Origin of the sequence: Bradyrhizobium ganzhouense (assembly GCF_049949285.1) — a bacterium.
GTDB classification, from domain to species: domain Bacteria; phylum Pseudomonadota; class Alphaproteobacteria; order Rhizobiales; family Xanthobacteraceae; genus Bradyrhizobium; species Bradyrhizobium ganzhouense.
The window spans coordinates 820390-832742 of the sequence record NZ_CP181318.1; the positions used below are offsets into that span (position 1 = coordinate 820390).

Sequence of the window (12353 nt, forward strand, 5' to 3'; positions counted from 1 at the left end):
CGCCGGACCGACAACAAGCGTATATAATTTGGTACAGGGGATCGGCGTGGCAGAGATGGCCGTTCAGAGCGATATCGTCGACGACGCCGGACCGTATGACCGCGCCAAGGCCTTGAGCGCATTCAAGCTCGGCGACGTCACCTTCTACTGGATCACGCGGCTCAGCGCGATCTCGGTGCTCCTCATCCTCGGTGGCATCATCCTGTCGCTGATCGTCGGCGCCTTCCCGGCGATGAAGGAATACGGCTTCGCGTTCCTGTGGACGCAGCGCTGGGCGCCGTCGGCGGATCCGCCGGTGCTCGGCGCGCTCGGACCGATGTACGGCACGCTCGTCACCTCTTTCATCGCGATGCTGATCGCCATTCCGGTTGGTCTGGGCATTGCCATCTTTCTGACCGAGCTCTGCCCGCAATGGCTGCGCCGCCCGATCGGCATGGCGATCGAGCTGCTCGCCGGTATTCCCTCGATCATCTACGGCATGTGGGGCTTCTTCGTGCTGGGTCCGTTCCTGGCCAACACGTTCCAGCCCTTCATGATCAAGATCTTTGACGGCGTTCCGGTGCTGGGCGCGATCTTCGCAGGTCCCCCGTCCTATCTCAGCCTGTTCAATGCCGCGCTGATCCTCGCGATCATGGTGCTGCCCTTCATCACCTCGATCTCGGTCGACGTGTTCAAGACGGTGCCGCCGGTGCTGAAGGAAGCCGCCTACGGCGTCGGCTGCACCACCTGGGAGGTCGTCCGCAGCGTGGTGATCCCCTACACCCGCGTCGGCGTCATCGGCGGCGTCATGCTGGCGCTCGGACGCGCGCTCGGCGAGACCATGGCGGTGACCTTCATCATCGGCAACTCGTTCCGCATCTCGGGGTCGATCTTCGCCCCCGGCACCACGATTTCGGCCGCGATCGCATCCGAATTCGCCGAAAGCGACGGTCTGCACCAGTCCGGCCTGATCCTGCTCGGCCTGCTGCTGTTCGTGCTGACGTTCTTCGTGCTCGCCGCGGCGCGGCTGATGCTGATGCGGCTGGAAAAGAAGGCGGGGAACTGACGCCATGAACCCGATCTATTCACGCCGCCGCCGCAAGGACATCGTCGTCCGCGGGCTCTGCATGGCCGCCGCCGCCTTCGGCGTGACCTGGCTCGCTCTGATCCTGATCACGCTGCTCTACAACGGGTTGGCGGGCCTGAATCTTGAGATATTCGTCGCGGACACTCCGCCTCCGGGCTCGACTGAAGGCGGCCTGCGCAACGCGATCATCGGTTCGGTCATCATGACCGTGATCGGCGTTGGCATCGGCGCGCCGCTCGGCCTGTTCGCCGGCACCTATCTCGCCGAGTACGGTCGCAACGACAAGCTGACCTCGGTGATCCGCTTCATCAACGACATCCTGCTGTCGGCGCCCTCGATCATCATCGGCCTGTTCATCTACGGCGCGGTGGTGGTGCCGATGCGCGGCTTTTCGGCGATCGCAGGCTCGCTCGCGCTTGCCGTCATCGTGATCCCGGTGGTGCTGCGCACGACCGAGGACATGCTGCTGCTGGTGCCGAACGCACTGCGTGAGGCGGCTTCCGCCCTCGGCCTGCCGCGCTCGCTGGTGATCAAGCGGATCGCTTATCGCGCCGCCCGCTCGGGCCTCATCACCGGCGTGCTGCTCGCGACCGCCCGCGTCGCCGGCGAGACCGCGCCGCTGCTCTTCACCGCGCTGTCGAACCAGTTCTTCAGCCTCGGCCTGACCAAGACGATGGCGAACCTGCCGGTCACCATCAACAACTTCGTCCAGAGTCCTTACGCCTATTGGAAGCAGCTCGCCTGGAGCGGCGCGCTGCTCATCACCCTGACCGTTCTTGCTCTGAATATTGGCGCGCGCATTCTTGGCGCCGAGAGGACCGCAAAATGAGTGATCTTTCCGTATCGATGAGCGCAGCGGGCGGCCTGCCCCAGTCGCCGGTGCTGCCCGAAGCGCCCGCCAAGGTGACGGTACGCAACCTCAACTTCTATTACGGCGAGCACCACGCGCTGAAGAACATCAATCTGGCGCTCGGCACCAACCGTGTCACGGCGTTCATCGGCCCGTCCGGCTGCGGCAAGTCGACCCTGCTGCGCATCTTCAACCGGATGTACGACCTCTATCCGGGCCAGCGCGCTACCGGTCAGCTGATGCTCGACCAGACCAACATCCTCGACCCCAAGCTCGACCTCAATCTGCTGCGCGCCCGCGTCGGCATGGTGTTCCAGAAGCCGACGCCGTTCCCGATGACGATCTACGAGAACATCGCCTTCGGCATTCGTCTCTATGAGAAGATCTCGAAGTCCGAGATGGACGACCGTGTCGAGAAGGCGCTGCGCGGCGGCGCGCTGTGGAACGAGGTCAAGGACAAGCTCAATGCCTCCGGCCTGTCGCTCTCCGGTGGCCAGCAGCAGCGCCTCTGCATCGCCCGCACCGTCGCGGTGCGGCCCGAGGTGATCCTGTTCGACGAGCCCTGCTCGGCGCTCGACCCGATCTCGACCGCCAAGGTCGAGGAGCTGATCCAGGAGCTGTCCGAGAACTACACGATCGCGATCGTGACCCATAACATGCAGCAGGCAGCGCGCGTTTCTGACAAGACCGCCTTCATGTATCTCGGCGAGCTGATCGAGTTCGACGACACCAGCAAGATCTTCACGTCGCCGACCGACCGGCGCACGCAGGATTACATCACCGGCCGGTTCGGCTGAGGAGACGGCACATGGGTTCTGAACATACCGCAAAGGCCTTCGACACCGACCTCCAGGAGCTCACGCGCCTGGTCGCCGAGATGGGCGGCATCGCCGAGCGCATGATCGTCGATTCCGTCGACGCGCTGATCCGCCGCGACGTCGCGCTCGGCCAGCGCGTTGTGACCATCGACGCCGAGCTCGATACGCTCCAGAAGAAGATAGAGGAGCGCGCCGTGCTCACCATCGCTCGCCGCCAGCCGATGGCGGTGGATCTGCGCGAGATCGTTGGCGCTATGCGCGTCGCCACCGATCTCGAGAGGATCGGCGACCTCGCCAAGAACATGGGCAAGCGCGTCGCGGCGCTGGAGACGGATTTCCATCCGCTCAAACTGTTCCGCGGCCTCGAGCACATGACCGACCTCGTGCAGCAGCAGGTCAAGTCGGTGCTGGACGCCTATGCCGCGCACGATCTGCCGGCGGCGATGGCGGTATGGAAAGGCGATGAGGAAGTCGACGCCATCTGCACCTCACTGTTCCGCGAGCTCCTCACCTACATGATGGAGGATCCGCGCAACATCTCGTTCTGCATCCATCTGATGTTCTGCGCCAAGAACATCGAGCGGATCGGCGACCACGCCACCAACATCGCCGAGACCGTGTTCTACATGATCGAAGGCCAGGCCATCACCGACAAGCGACCGAAGGGCGACATGACGACCTTCGCCACGACGGTCCCCAATACTTGAATCCTTAAGGAGCGACGACCCCATGGGCGCACGCATTATGGTGGTTGAAGACGAGGAAGCTCTGACCGAGCTGCTTCGCTACAACCTCGAGGGCGACGGCTATGACGTCGAGACGGTGATGCGCGGCGACGATGCCGACACCCGTCTCAAGGAGCACATCCCCGATCTGATCGTGCTCGACTGGATGCTGCCGGGCCTATCCGGCATCGAGCTGTGCCGCCGGCTGCGGGCGCGGTCCGACACCAAGCAGCTGCCGATCATCATGCTCACCGCGCGCGGCGAGGAGAGCGAGCGGGTAAGGGGTCTTGCGACCGGCGCCGACGATTACATCGTCAAGCCGTTCTCGGTGCCCGAGCTGCTGGCCCGCGTGAAGGGCCTGCTGCGGCGCGCAAGCCCCGAACGGCTCGCCACGGTGCTCGCTTTTGGCGACATCGAGCTCGACCGCGAGAAGCGCCGCGTGGCGCGCTCGGGCCGGCCGATCGATCTCGGCCCGACCGAATATCGGCTGCTCGAGTTTTTCCTGGAGCATCCCGGCCGCGTGTTCTCGCGCGAGCAGCTGCTCGACAGCGTCTGGGGCCGCGACATCTATATCGACGAGCGCACCGTCGACGTGCATATCGGCCGCCTGCGCAAGCTGCTCAATCTCGGCCGCGAGCAGGACCCGATCCGCACCGTCCGCGGCGCCGGCTATGCGCTCGACGATCGCTTTGCGAAGGCCGAGCAGGCCTAAGGCTCTTGCCAGCAAGCAAAGTAAAAGCGCGCCGAATGGCGCGCTTTTCTATTCCCCCTACCGTCCCGGCCTTGTGCCGGGACAAGGTTGCTTGAAGCTGAGCTTACCGCGGCGGCTTCGCCGGCGCCCGCCTGCGATCCGCTGCCGGCTGATACGCCACCCGCGAGTGCTGGGCGCAATAGGGCAGGCCGGAGAGCGCCTTGCCGCCGCAGAAGAAGAAATCCGCGCTCGAGGGATCGCCAACCGGCCAGTGGCAGGTCGCCTCGTTCAGTTCGAGCAGCGACAGGCGCTGGCTCATCGGCACCACGTTGTCGTAGGTGACCGGTTCAGCCTCGACCTCGACCTCGAAGGCCTGCGCCAGCGCGGTATTGCCGCGTGCAATGGGCCTGCTCACCCGCATCATGTGCTGCGCGGGACGCGCCTTGCGCGGCCGCGGAGCTGCCGAAGACGGGCTCTTGGCGCGGCCCGACAGGCCGAGCCTGTGCACCTTGCCGATCACGGCGTTGCGGGTGACATTCCCAAGCTCAGCGGCGATCTGGCTGGCCGAAAGTCCGGCCTCCCAGAGCTTTTTTAACTGCTCGACGCGATCGTCGGACCAGGTCAAAACCGTCATTGTAACCTTTCCTTCGCCGCGCGCCCGCCATCCTGGGTTCGCACAACGAATGCCTAAGCCTCGAAAAACCCGTGCCGCCGGAATCCCTTAAGGCTCGCCGGGCGCAGTGAGACGCCCGAACGTTTACGCCGGTACATGAGGACTTTTGGGATCAGAACCGCTGCACGAGATGTCGTATCTGACAAGCCAAACGCTACAATATGGCGTGACTCACGCGCAAGAGTCCGCCGACTCGCTTCCACATGTTCCGTGGCCAAAAACCCGCAAATCTGGCACCGCAAGACTACGGAATCAGAGTTTCGCGAGGCTTTCCGGGCGGCATTGACACCCGTGGTGCCAGGCATAAGATGGTGACGCGTGCCGCCCTTAAAAGGCGGCACGTTTCGTTTTCCGGACCAATGATGCGCTGCGCAACGCACGTTCAGGCCGTCCGAAACATCCAAAGAGACCATCATGACCAACAGCGCAGCGCCGCATTTGCTCCCCGTTTTCGCCAGGGCCGACATCGGCTTCGAGCGCGGCGAAGGCGTCTGGCTCATCGCAACCAATGGCGATCGCTATCTCGATTTCACCTCGGGCGTGGCGGTCAATGCGCTCGGCCATGCCCATCCCGCGCTGGTCAAGGCGCTGCAGGAGCAGGCCACAAAACTCTGGCACATGTCGAACCTGTTCCAGAGCCCGGACGGCGAGAAGCTCGCCGCGCGCCTCTGCAACGAGAGCTTTGCGGACTTCGTGTTCTTCTGTAATTCCGGCGCCGAGGCGCTGGAGGGTGTGATCAAGCTGGTCCGCCATCATCACTTCTCCAAGGGGCATCCGGAGCGCTACCGCATCATCACCTTCGAGGGCGCCTTCCACGGCCGCACGCTGGCGACGCTGGCGGCGACCGGCTCCGCAAAATATCTCGAAGGTTTCGGTCCGCCGATGGACGGTTTCGACCAGATCCCGCATGGCGACATCGAGGCCGTGAAGAAAGCGATCGGTCCGCAGACCGCCGGCATCCTGATCGAGCCGATCCAGGGCGAGGGCGGCGTGCGTTCGGCGCCTCCCGGCTTCCTCAAGGCATTGCGCCAGCTCTGCGATGAGAAGGGCCTGCTGCTCGCCTTCGACGAGGTGCAGACCGGCATGGGCCGCACCGGCGATCTCTTCGCCCATCGGCGCACCGGCGTCACGCCTGACGTGATGTCGCTGGCGAAAGCGCTCGGCGGCGGCTTCCCGATCGGTGCGGTGCTCGCGACCGCGGACGCGGCTTCCGGCATGGGGCCCGGCTCGCACGGCTCGACCTTCGGCGGCAATCCGCTGGCGATCTCGGCTGCGAATGCCGTGCTCGACGTCATGCTCAAGCCCGGCTTCTTCGACCACGTCCAGAGGATGTCGCTGCTGCTCAAGCAGAAGCTCGCTTCCGTGATCGACCGTCATCCCGATATCGTCAGCGAAGTTCGCGGCGAGGGGCTTCTGATCGGCATCAAGGCCGTGGTGCCCTCCGGTGACCTGGTCGCAGCGCTTCGCAACGAAAAACTGCTCACCGTGGGCGCCGGCGACAATGTCGTGCGCTTCCTGCCGCCCTTGATCGTCACCGAAGCCGAGATCGAGGACAGCGTCGGACGGCTCGAACGCGCCTGCACTGCGCTGTCCGGCAACAAGCGGGCGGCAAGCTGATGAGCAAGACGCCAAAGCACTTCCTGGATATCAACGAGCTGCCGCTGTCGGAGCTCAAGAGCATGCTCTCGGCCTCCTCCGCCATGAAGGCGAAGCAGAAGGCGCATCAGCCGGTCAAGCCGCTCGAAGGCAAGACGCTGGCGATGATCTTCGAGCGCCCGTCGACCCGCACGCGCGTCTCGTTCGATGTCGCCATGCGCCAGCTCGGCGGCGAGCCGATCATGCTCACCGGTGCCGAGATGCAGCTCGGCCGCGGCGAGACCATTGCCGATACCGCGCGTGTGCTGTCGCGCTATGTCGACGCCATCATGATCCGCATCCTCAATCATGAGGCCCTGCTGGAGCTCGCGGCGAACGCGACCGTGCCCGTGATCAACGGCCTGACGCGGCGCTCGCATCCCTGCCAGGTGATGGCCGACCTCCTGACCTATGAAGAGCATCGCGGCCCGATCGAAGGTCGCACCGTGGCCTGGACCGGCGACGACAACAATGTGCTGGCGTCCTGGGCTCATGCCGCCGAGCGCTTCAAATTCAAGCTCAATGTCGCAACCCCGCCGGAGCTCGCCCCGAAGAAGGTGATGCGCGATTTCATCAAGGCCACCGGTGCGCCGATCGTGCTCGGCACCGATCCCGAGGCCGCCGTGAAGGGTGCCGATTGCGTCGTCACCGACACCTGGGTGTCGATGGGCGACAAGGAAGGCGAGCACCGCCACAACGTGCTCAAGCCCTACCAGGTCAATTCGAAGCTGATGTCGCTGGCCAAGCCCGACGCGCTGTTCATGCACTGTCTGCCCGCCCATCGCGGCGAGGAGGTCACCGACGAGGTGATCGACGGTCCGCAATCGGTCGTGTTCGACGAGGCCGAAAACCGCCTGCATGCGCAGAAGGGCATTTTGGCCTGGTGTTTTGACGCGGTGAAGTAAGGCACGCGTGGTGTTAATCGTCGTCCTGGCGAAAGCCAGGACCCATTACCACCCAACCGTAGTTTGGCGAAGATCGGCAATTGCGATCTCGCGCCACAACTCCTCCCTGGGGTTATGGGTTCTGGCTTTCGCCGGGACGACACTGAGTTTGTCGTGCGTGCGTACGATCCATTCTGCATTCCGGATGCGCCCCTGCGCCCCCTTCCATTTTCACCCTCCGACCCCAGATAAAGCGCCATGGTTTCCCAATCCCCTGACATGAAAACCGGGCCAGAGGGCCCGGTTCGCGCGCCATCCGCGGTTCCGATCGATGACGCCGTGCTGCCCTACGAGGTCGACGCGCTCGATGTGCGCGGGCGGCTGGTTCGGCTCGGCCCCGCGCTCGACGAGATCCTGACCAAGCACGATTATCCCGCGCCCGTCGGCAAGCTGCTCGGTGAGGCCATCGTGCTGACGACGCTGCTCGGCTCGGCGCTGAAATTCGAGGGCCGATTCATCCTGCAGGCACAGACCGACGGGCCGGTGTCGTTTCTGGTGGTTGACTATCAGGCGCCGGATCGCCTGCGCGCCTATGCACGCTTTGACGCCGAGCGCCTCGGTGGCACCAGGGATTCCGGCACGCTGCTCGGCCGCGGCCATCTCGCCATGACCATCGACCAGGGGCCCGATATGAGCCGCTACCAGGGTCTGGTCGCGCTCGACGGCGGCAGCCTGGAAGATGCCGCCCACGAATATTTCCTGCGCTCCGAGCAGATCCCGACGCGCGTGCGCCTCGCGGTCGGCGAGGAGTGGCGCTCGAGCGACGGCGGCAAGCATCGCTGGCGCGCCGGCGGCATGCTGATGCAGTTTCTGCCGAAGGCGCCGGAGCGCGCGCGTCAGGCCGATCTGCACCCCGGCGATGCGCCCGAAGGCGCCAAGGTGCACAGCATCGCTGAAGACGATGCCTGGGTCGAGGCGCGCTCGCTGATCGAAACCGTCGAGGACGTCGAGCTGATCGATCCCGATCTCTCCGGCGAGCGGCTGCTCTATCGCCTCTTCCACGAACGCGGCGTGCGCGTGTTCAATCCGTTGGTGTTGAAAGCACAATGCTCCTGCTCGCGCGACGCGGTCGGCGCCATGCTGAAGAGCTTTTCGCCTGACGACCGCGCCGCCATGGTCAAGGACGACAAGGTCGTGGTGACGTGTGAGTTCTGCAGCTCGGTGTACGAGTTCACGCCGGATGAAGCGGGCGTCGAGGACGCGTAGGCGTCGGCACCGTCGCCCGCCTCTAATTCAACACCCGCTTGTTGTCCGGGCTATCCAGCGAAAACGTCGGCACGTCGATCTCGAAACGTTCGCCGCTTTCGCTGACCATCTGGTAGCGGCCGGTCATGAAGCCGGAGGCGGTCGAGAGCGGCACGCCGGAGGTGTATTCGAAGCGCTCGCCGGGGGCGAGCGTCGGCTGCTCGCCGACCACGCCTTCGCCCTTGACCTCCTGCTGCCGGCCGGAGGCGTCGGTGATGATCCAGTGCCGCGTCTTGAGCTGCACGGTCTCTTCGCCGGAATTGGTGATGACGATGGTGTAGGACCAGAAATAGCGCGAGCGGTCGGCCGACGACTGCTCCGGAACAAAGTTCGGCTCGACGGTCACTTCGATCTGGCGGGTCACGGCGCGGTACATGATTGCCATCATAACGAAAACCCGGCCGGGAACCAAACGCCGCAGGCGGCTTTCGCGACATCGTCCCGCCAGAATTCACGAAGAAGTAGACCCCAATGTGATCCGGCCGCTTTGCGAGGCGATGACTGGACCGGTACACTCCTCAAACGTCGCGATTTGCGGAAGGGTTTTTGGGCCCCGATGACCATTGCCGATCAAGTGACGGGATCGACGATCGCGGGAACCGCGGGTGCCAAGCCTGCGGACGTCAAGCCCGTGGAAGCCAAACCCGTGACCGCGGAGCCGCGCGCGCCGGCGATCACGCTGCCCGCCATCGGCGAGCGCGAGCTCAGGCTCGACCTGTTTCGGGGCCTCGCGCTATGGCTGATCTTCATCGACCATCTGCCGCCGAATTTGCTGACCTGGTTCACGATCCGCAATTACGGCTTCAGCGACGCCACCGAGATCTTCATCTTCATCTCCGGCTACACCGCCGCCTTCGTCTATGGCCGCGCGATGCTGGAGAGCGGCTTCGTCATCGCCACCGCGCGCATCCTGCGCCGGGTCTGGCAGATCTATGTCGCCCACGTCTTCCTGTTCACGATCTTCCTCGCCGAGATATCCTACGTCGCAACCAGCTTCGAGAACCCGCTCTACACCGAAGAGATGGGGATCATGGATTTCCTCAAGCAGCCCGATGTCACCATCGTGCAGGCGCTGCTGTTGCGCTTCCGTCCGGTCAACATGGACGTGCTGCCGCTGTATATCGTCTTGATGCTGGCGCTGCCGCTGATCCTGTGGTCGATGAAGTGGCGGCCCGACGTGACGCTCGCGCTCTCGGCGCTGCTCTACGCGGCGACCTGGGAATTCGACCTCTACTTCTCGGCCTATCCGAACGGCTTCTGGGCGTTCAATCCGCTGGCCTGGCAGCTGCTGTTCGTGTTCGGGGCATGGTGCGCGCTCGGAGGTGCACGACGCATGTCGCGCATTCTGGCGTCACCGATAACGATGTGGATATCGATCGCCTATCTCGTCGCGGCGTTCTACGTGACGTTGACCTGGTACGTGCCGCAGCTTGGCCATCTTATGCCGAAGCGGCTCGAGCAGTGGATGTATCCGATCGACAAGACCGACCTCGACGTGCTGCGCTTCACGCATTTCCTGGCGCTCGCCGCGCTCATCGTGCGATTCCTGCCGCGGGAGTGGCCGGGCCTGACATCGCCGTGGTTGCGGCCGCTGATCCTGTGCGGCCAGCATTCGCTTGAGATCTTCTGCCTCGGCGTCTTCCTGGCCTTTGCCGGCCATTTCATCCTGGCCGAGGTCTCCGGTGGACCGGGCATGCATGCGCTGATTAGTCTCTCCGGAATCCTGATCATGTGGGCGGTTGCCTGGGTGATTTCGTGGTACAAGCGCGTCGCTGACAAGAGCGGTGCGAAAACCAAAAACGCCGTCGGCAACGCCGATATGGCGGGAGGGGGCTGATGAAGGCGAAGGTTCTCCTGAGCCTGGTCCTGTTATGCGGGTGCCTCGCCGCGCCTTCGGCGCGCGCGGGCGAAGCTGTGCCTCCTGCGCCCGCAGCCTGCGAATTACCGCCCTATCTGCTCGCCACCGACAGCCAGCTCCACAAGGTCGCTGAGACCGTCAAGGCCGGCAAGCCGCTCGAGATCCTGGTGATCGGCAGCCGCTCCACCACCATTCCATCTTCGGAGGACAGCTCCTATCCGGCGCGCATGCAGGCCATTTTGAAGGACAAGCTGCCGCCTGCGGAGACCGTGCACGTATCCGTAGAAATACAGAGCAAGAAGACTGCGGAGGAGGCCGCCGGAACCTTCGTTAAGCTGATGGAAGCAAAAACACCTACTTTGGTCATCTGGCAGACCGGGACCGTGGATGCTATCCGGTCCATCGATCCCGACGATTTCCGCGGCGCCGTGACCGAAGGGGTCACTGCGTTGCAAAATGCAGGGGCTGACGTCGTCTTGATGAATTTGCAGTACAGCCCGCGTACCGAAACCATGATCTCGGCGCCGCCTTATCTCGATAATATGCGGGTGGTGGCGCAGGAGCATGATGTCCCGCTGTTCGACCGTTTCGCGATGATGCGGCAGTGGAATGACCAGGGTCAGTTCGACCTGTTCAGCCCCTCCCGCGGCCCTGAGCTCGCGAAGCAGGTCCATGATTGCATCGGCCGGGCGTTGGCACAGTTTGTGATCGACGCTGCCCATCTGGGCCCGGCCCAGCAGCAAAATTGAGGTCTAGCGTTAATGAGTTCTCTCCGCCCTTTTGGCCTGTCGACTTGGCTGGCCGCGCCCGCAGCGGCGGCGCTGCTGATGCTGACGCCCGTGTTGCGGGCACCTGCTCACGCTCAAGCCGCCCAGGCGACGCCCGCGCCGGCATCGCCGTCTCAGACGACCGTCGCCGCGACGTCGCCCGCCGATCAGCGCGGGCTTACCTCGCGCGCCATCGACAAGGTGAAGCAGGTCGCGAAATCCGCCGGTGACATTTTCAGCCGCGTGCCGTGTCTCGCGCCGAAGGGCATCTCGAAGACGATGGGCTCGCTGCCGCATGTCGCGAACAAGTTCGCCGCCGGCAAGCCTGTCGTGATCGTCGCGTTCGGCTCGTCGTCGACCGCGGGCTATGGCGCAAGCTCGCCCGACTTCAACTATCCGAACCGTCTTGCCGCGCAGCTGCGCCGGCAATATCCGACCGCCGACATCACCGTCATCAATGCCGGAATCGGCGGCGAGGATGCGCCCGAGATGATGAAGCGCCTCCAGAAGGAGGTGATCGACGTGCATCCGGATCTCGTGATCTGGCAGGTCGGCACCAATGCCGTGCTGCGTAATCTCGATCCCGGCGATACCGCCAAGATGGTCGAGGACGGCATCACCCGCATCCAGGCCGCCGGCGATGCCGACGTCGTCCTGGTCGACCCGCAATATTCACCGCGCGTCACCGAGCGTCCCGAAAGCGCAAGCAAGATGGTGAAGCTGCTCGGCAAGGTCGCCGAGCTCCGTCACGTCGGCATCTTCCCGCGCTTCGAGGTGATGCGCGAATGGCACGAGAAGCAGGCGCTCCCGGTCGAGAGCTTTGTCATCGCCGACGGCCTGCACATGAACGATTGGGGCTATGCCTGCTTCGCCCAGCTGCTCGGCGACGACATCATCCGCTCGGTGGGACAGATCAAGCTCGGCGTCAACGTGCCCGCGGACGTGCGGACGTACCGGCCGATGTGAATTGTCGTCCCGGCGAAGGCCGGGACCCATACCGCGTGATCTACCGCGTGATCTATCGATGGCGCGCGGCGTTCATACCGCCGCGTGATCGTCTACTACCATCCTTCGCCAAATT

At 64.2% G+C, this 12353-nt stretch carries 13 protein-coding genes; 11 read left to right on the forward strand and 2 right to left on the reverse strand.

All coding sequences use genetic code 11. The annotated features are described in order from the left end of the window. Positions 1-55: 55 nt before the first annotated feature. From pstC to phoB, 5 genes are read left to right on the forward strand one after another with little or no spacing between them, the layout of a single operon-like run. Positions 56-1045, forward strand: a complete 990-nt coding sequence (gene pstC / locus ACLFLU_RS03775) for a phosphate ABC transporter permease subunit PstC (protein WP_426414211.1) — start codon at positions 56-58, stop codon at positions 1043-1045. 4 nt (positions 1046-1049) lie between these two features. Next, positions 1050-1895: a phosphate ABC transporter permease PstA gene (gene pstA / locus ACLFLU_RS03780; protein ID WP_426411014.1), complete on the forward strand. Its 846-nt coding sequence runs from the start codon at positions 1050-1052 to the stop codon at positions 1893-1895. Further along, positions 1892-2713 (forward strand): phosphate ABC transporter ATP-binding protein PstB, encoded by an 822-nt coding sequence (gene pstB, locus ACLFLU_RS03785; protein ID WP_426411015.1) that lies wholly within the window; start codon positions 1892-1894, stop codon positions 2711-2713. The genes pstA and pstB overlap by 4 nt, the downstream gene beginning before the upstream one ends. Positions 2714-2724: 11 nt before the next feature. Then, complete coding sequence (gene phoU / locus ACLFLU_RS03790) at positions 2725-3441, forward strand: phosphate signaling complex protein PhoU (RefSeq protein WP_212302857.1); 717 nt, start codon at positions 2725-2727, stop codon at positions 3439-3441. A gap of 22 nt (positions 3442-3463) precedes the next feature. After that, positions 3464-4171: a phosphate regulon transcriptional regulator PhoB gene (gene phoB / locus ACLFLU_RS03795; protein ID WP_027533133.1), complete on the forward strand. Its 708-nt coding sequence runs from the start codon at positions 3464-3466 to the stop codon at positions 4169-4171. Between the two features lie 103 nt (positions 4172-4274). Here phoB and ACLFLU_RS03800 read toward each other — a convergent pair whose 3' ends face one another. Further along, on the reverse strand, positions 4275-4784 hold the full coding sequence (locus tag ACLFLU_RS03800) for a GcrA family cell cycle regulator (protein ID WP_426411016.1): 510 nt from the start codon (positions 4782-4784) through the stop codon (positions 4275-4277). 453 nt (positions 4785-5237) lie between these two features. Between ACLFLU_RS03800 and ACLFLU_RS03805 the strand changes: the two genes are divergently transcribed. The 3 genes from ACLFLU_RS03805 to ACLFLU_RS03815 all read left to right on the forward strand — a co-directional run bounded on the left by ACLFLU_RS03805 (position 5238) and on the right by ACLFLU_RS03815 (position 8608). Further along, entirely contained in the window at positions 5238-6440 is a 1203-nt protein-coding gene (locus ACLFLU_RS03805) for an aspartate aminotransferase family protein (RefSeq protein WP_426411017.1), read from the forward strand. Continuing rightward, positions 6440-7363 carry an ornithine carbamoyltransferase gene (gene argF / locus ACLFLU_RS03810; protein WP_426411018.1) on the forward strand — a complete coding sequence of 308 codons (924 nt, stop codon included), beginning with the start codon at positions 6440-6442 and terminating at the stop codon, positions 7361-7363. The genes ACLFLU_RS03805 and argF overlap by 1 nt, the downstream gene beginning before the upstream one ends. Positions 7364-7600: 237 nt before the next feature. Next, positions 7601-8608 carry an Hsp33 family molecular chaperone gene (locus tag ACLFLU_RS03815; RefSeq protein ID WP_426411019.1) on the forward strand — a complete coding sequence of 336 codons (1008 nt, stop codon included), beginning with the start codon at positions 7601-7603 and terminating at the stop codon, positions 8606-8608. 22 nt (positions 8609-8630) lie between these two features. Here ACLFLU_RS03815 and apaG read toward each other — a convergent pair whose 3' ends face one another. Beyond that, positions 8631-9023, reverse strand: coding sequence for a Co2+/Mg2+ efflux protein ApaG (gene apaG / locus ACLFLU_RS03820; protein WP_426411020.1), 393 nt, complete (start codon positions 9021-9023; stop codon positions 8631-8633). Positions 9024-9203: 180 nt separating this feature from the next. Between apaG and ACLFLU_RS03825 the strand changes: the two genes are divergently transcribed. Genes ACLFLU_RS03825 through ACLFLU_RS03835 form a run of 3 tightly spaced genes read left to right on the forward strand, consistent with a single transcriptional unit; the run spans position 9204 to position 12238 of the window. Then, positions 9204-10484 carry an OpgC domain-containing protein gene (locus ACLFLU_RS03825; RefSeq protein ID WP_426411021.1) on the forward strand — a complete coding sequence of 427 codons (1281 nt, stop codon included), beginning with the start codon at positions 9204-9206 and terminating at the stop codon, positions 10482-10484. Beyond that, complete coding sequence (locus ACLFLU_RS03830; RefSeq protein WP_426411022.1) at positions 10484-11254, forward strand: SGNH/GDSL hydrolase family protein; 771 nt, start codon at positions 10484-10486, stop codon at positions 11252-11254. The genes ACLFLU_RS03825 and ACLFLU_RS03830 overlap by 1 nt, the downstream gene beginning before the upstream one ends. A 12-nt stretch (positions 11255-11266) precedes the next feature. Further along, complete coding sequence (locus ACLFLU_RS03835; RefSeq protein ID WP_426411023.1) at positions 11267-12238, forward strand: SGNH/GDSL hydrolase family protein; 972 nt, start codon at positions 11267-11269, stop codon at positions 12236-12238. The last annotated feature ends 115 nt before the right edge of the window (positions 12239-12353 follow it).

Bases quoted from the DNA above. Each gene is read 5' to 3' on its own strand.
- ACLFLU_RS03815 (WP_426411019.1), top strand. From the start codon at position 7,601: ATGGTTTCCCAATCCCCTGACATGAAAACCGGGCCAGAGGGCCCGGTT.
- ACLFLU_RS03805 (WP_426411017.1), top strand. From the start codon at position 5,238: ATGACCAACAGCGCAGCGCCGCATTTGCTCCCCGTTTTCGCCAGGGCC.
- ACLFLU_RS03830 (WP_426411022.1), top strand. From the start codon at position 10,484: ATGAAGGCGAAGGTTCTCCTGAGCCTGGTCCTGTTATGCGGGTGCCTC.
- ACLFLU_RS03800 (WP_426411016.1), bottom strand. From the start codon at position 4,784: ATGACGGTTTTGACCTGGTCCGACGATCGCGTCGAGCAGTTAAAAAAG.
- pstB (WP_426411015.1), top strand. From the start codon at position 1,892: ATGAGTGATCTTTCCGTATCGATGAGCGCAGCGGGCGGCCTGCCCCAG.
- ACLFLU_RS03835 (WP_426411023.1), top strand. From the start codon at position 11,267: ATGAGTTCTCTCCGCCCTTTTGGCCTGTCGACTTGGCTGGCCGCGCCC.
- phoU (WP_212302857.1), top strand. From the start codon at position 2,725: ATGGGTTCTGAACATACCGCAAAGGCCTTCGACACCGACCTCCAGGAG.
- phoB (WP_027533133.1), top strand. From the start codon at position 3,464: ATGGGCGCACGCATTATGGTGGTTGAAGACGAGGAAGCTCTGACCGAG.
- apaG (WP_426411020.1), bottom strand. From the start codon at position 9,023: ATGTACCGCGCCGTGACCCGCCAGATCGAAGTGACCGTCGAGCCGAAC.
- ACLFLU_RS03825 (WP_426411021.1), top strand. From the start codon at position 9,204: ATGACCATTGCCGATCAAGTGACGGGATCGACGATCGCGGGAACCGCG.
- argF (WP_426411018.1), top strand. From the start codon at position 6,440: ATGAGCAAGACGCCAAAGCACTTCCTGGATATCAACGAGCTGCCGCTG.
- pstC (WP_426414211.1), top strand. From the start codon at position 56: ATGGCCGTTCAGAGCGATATCGTCGACGACGCCGGACCGTATGACCGC.
- pstA (WP_426411014.1), top strand. From the start codon at position 1,050: ATGAACCCGATCTATTCACGCCGCCGCCGCAAGGACATCGTCGTCCGC.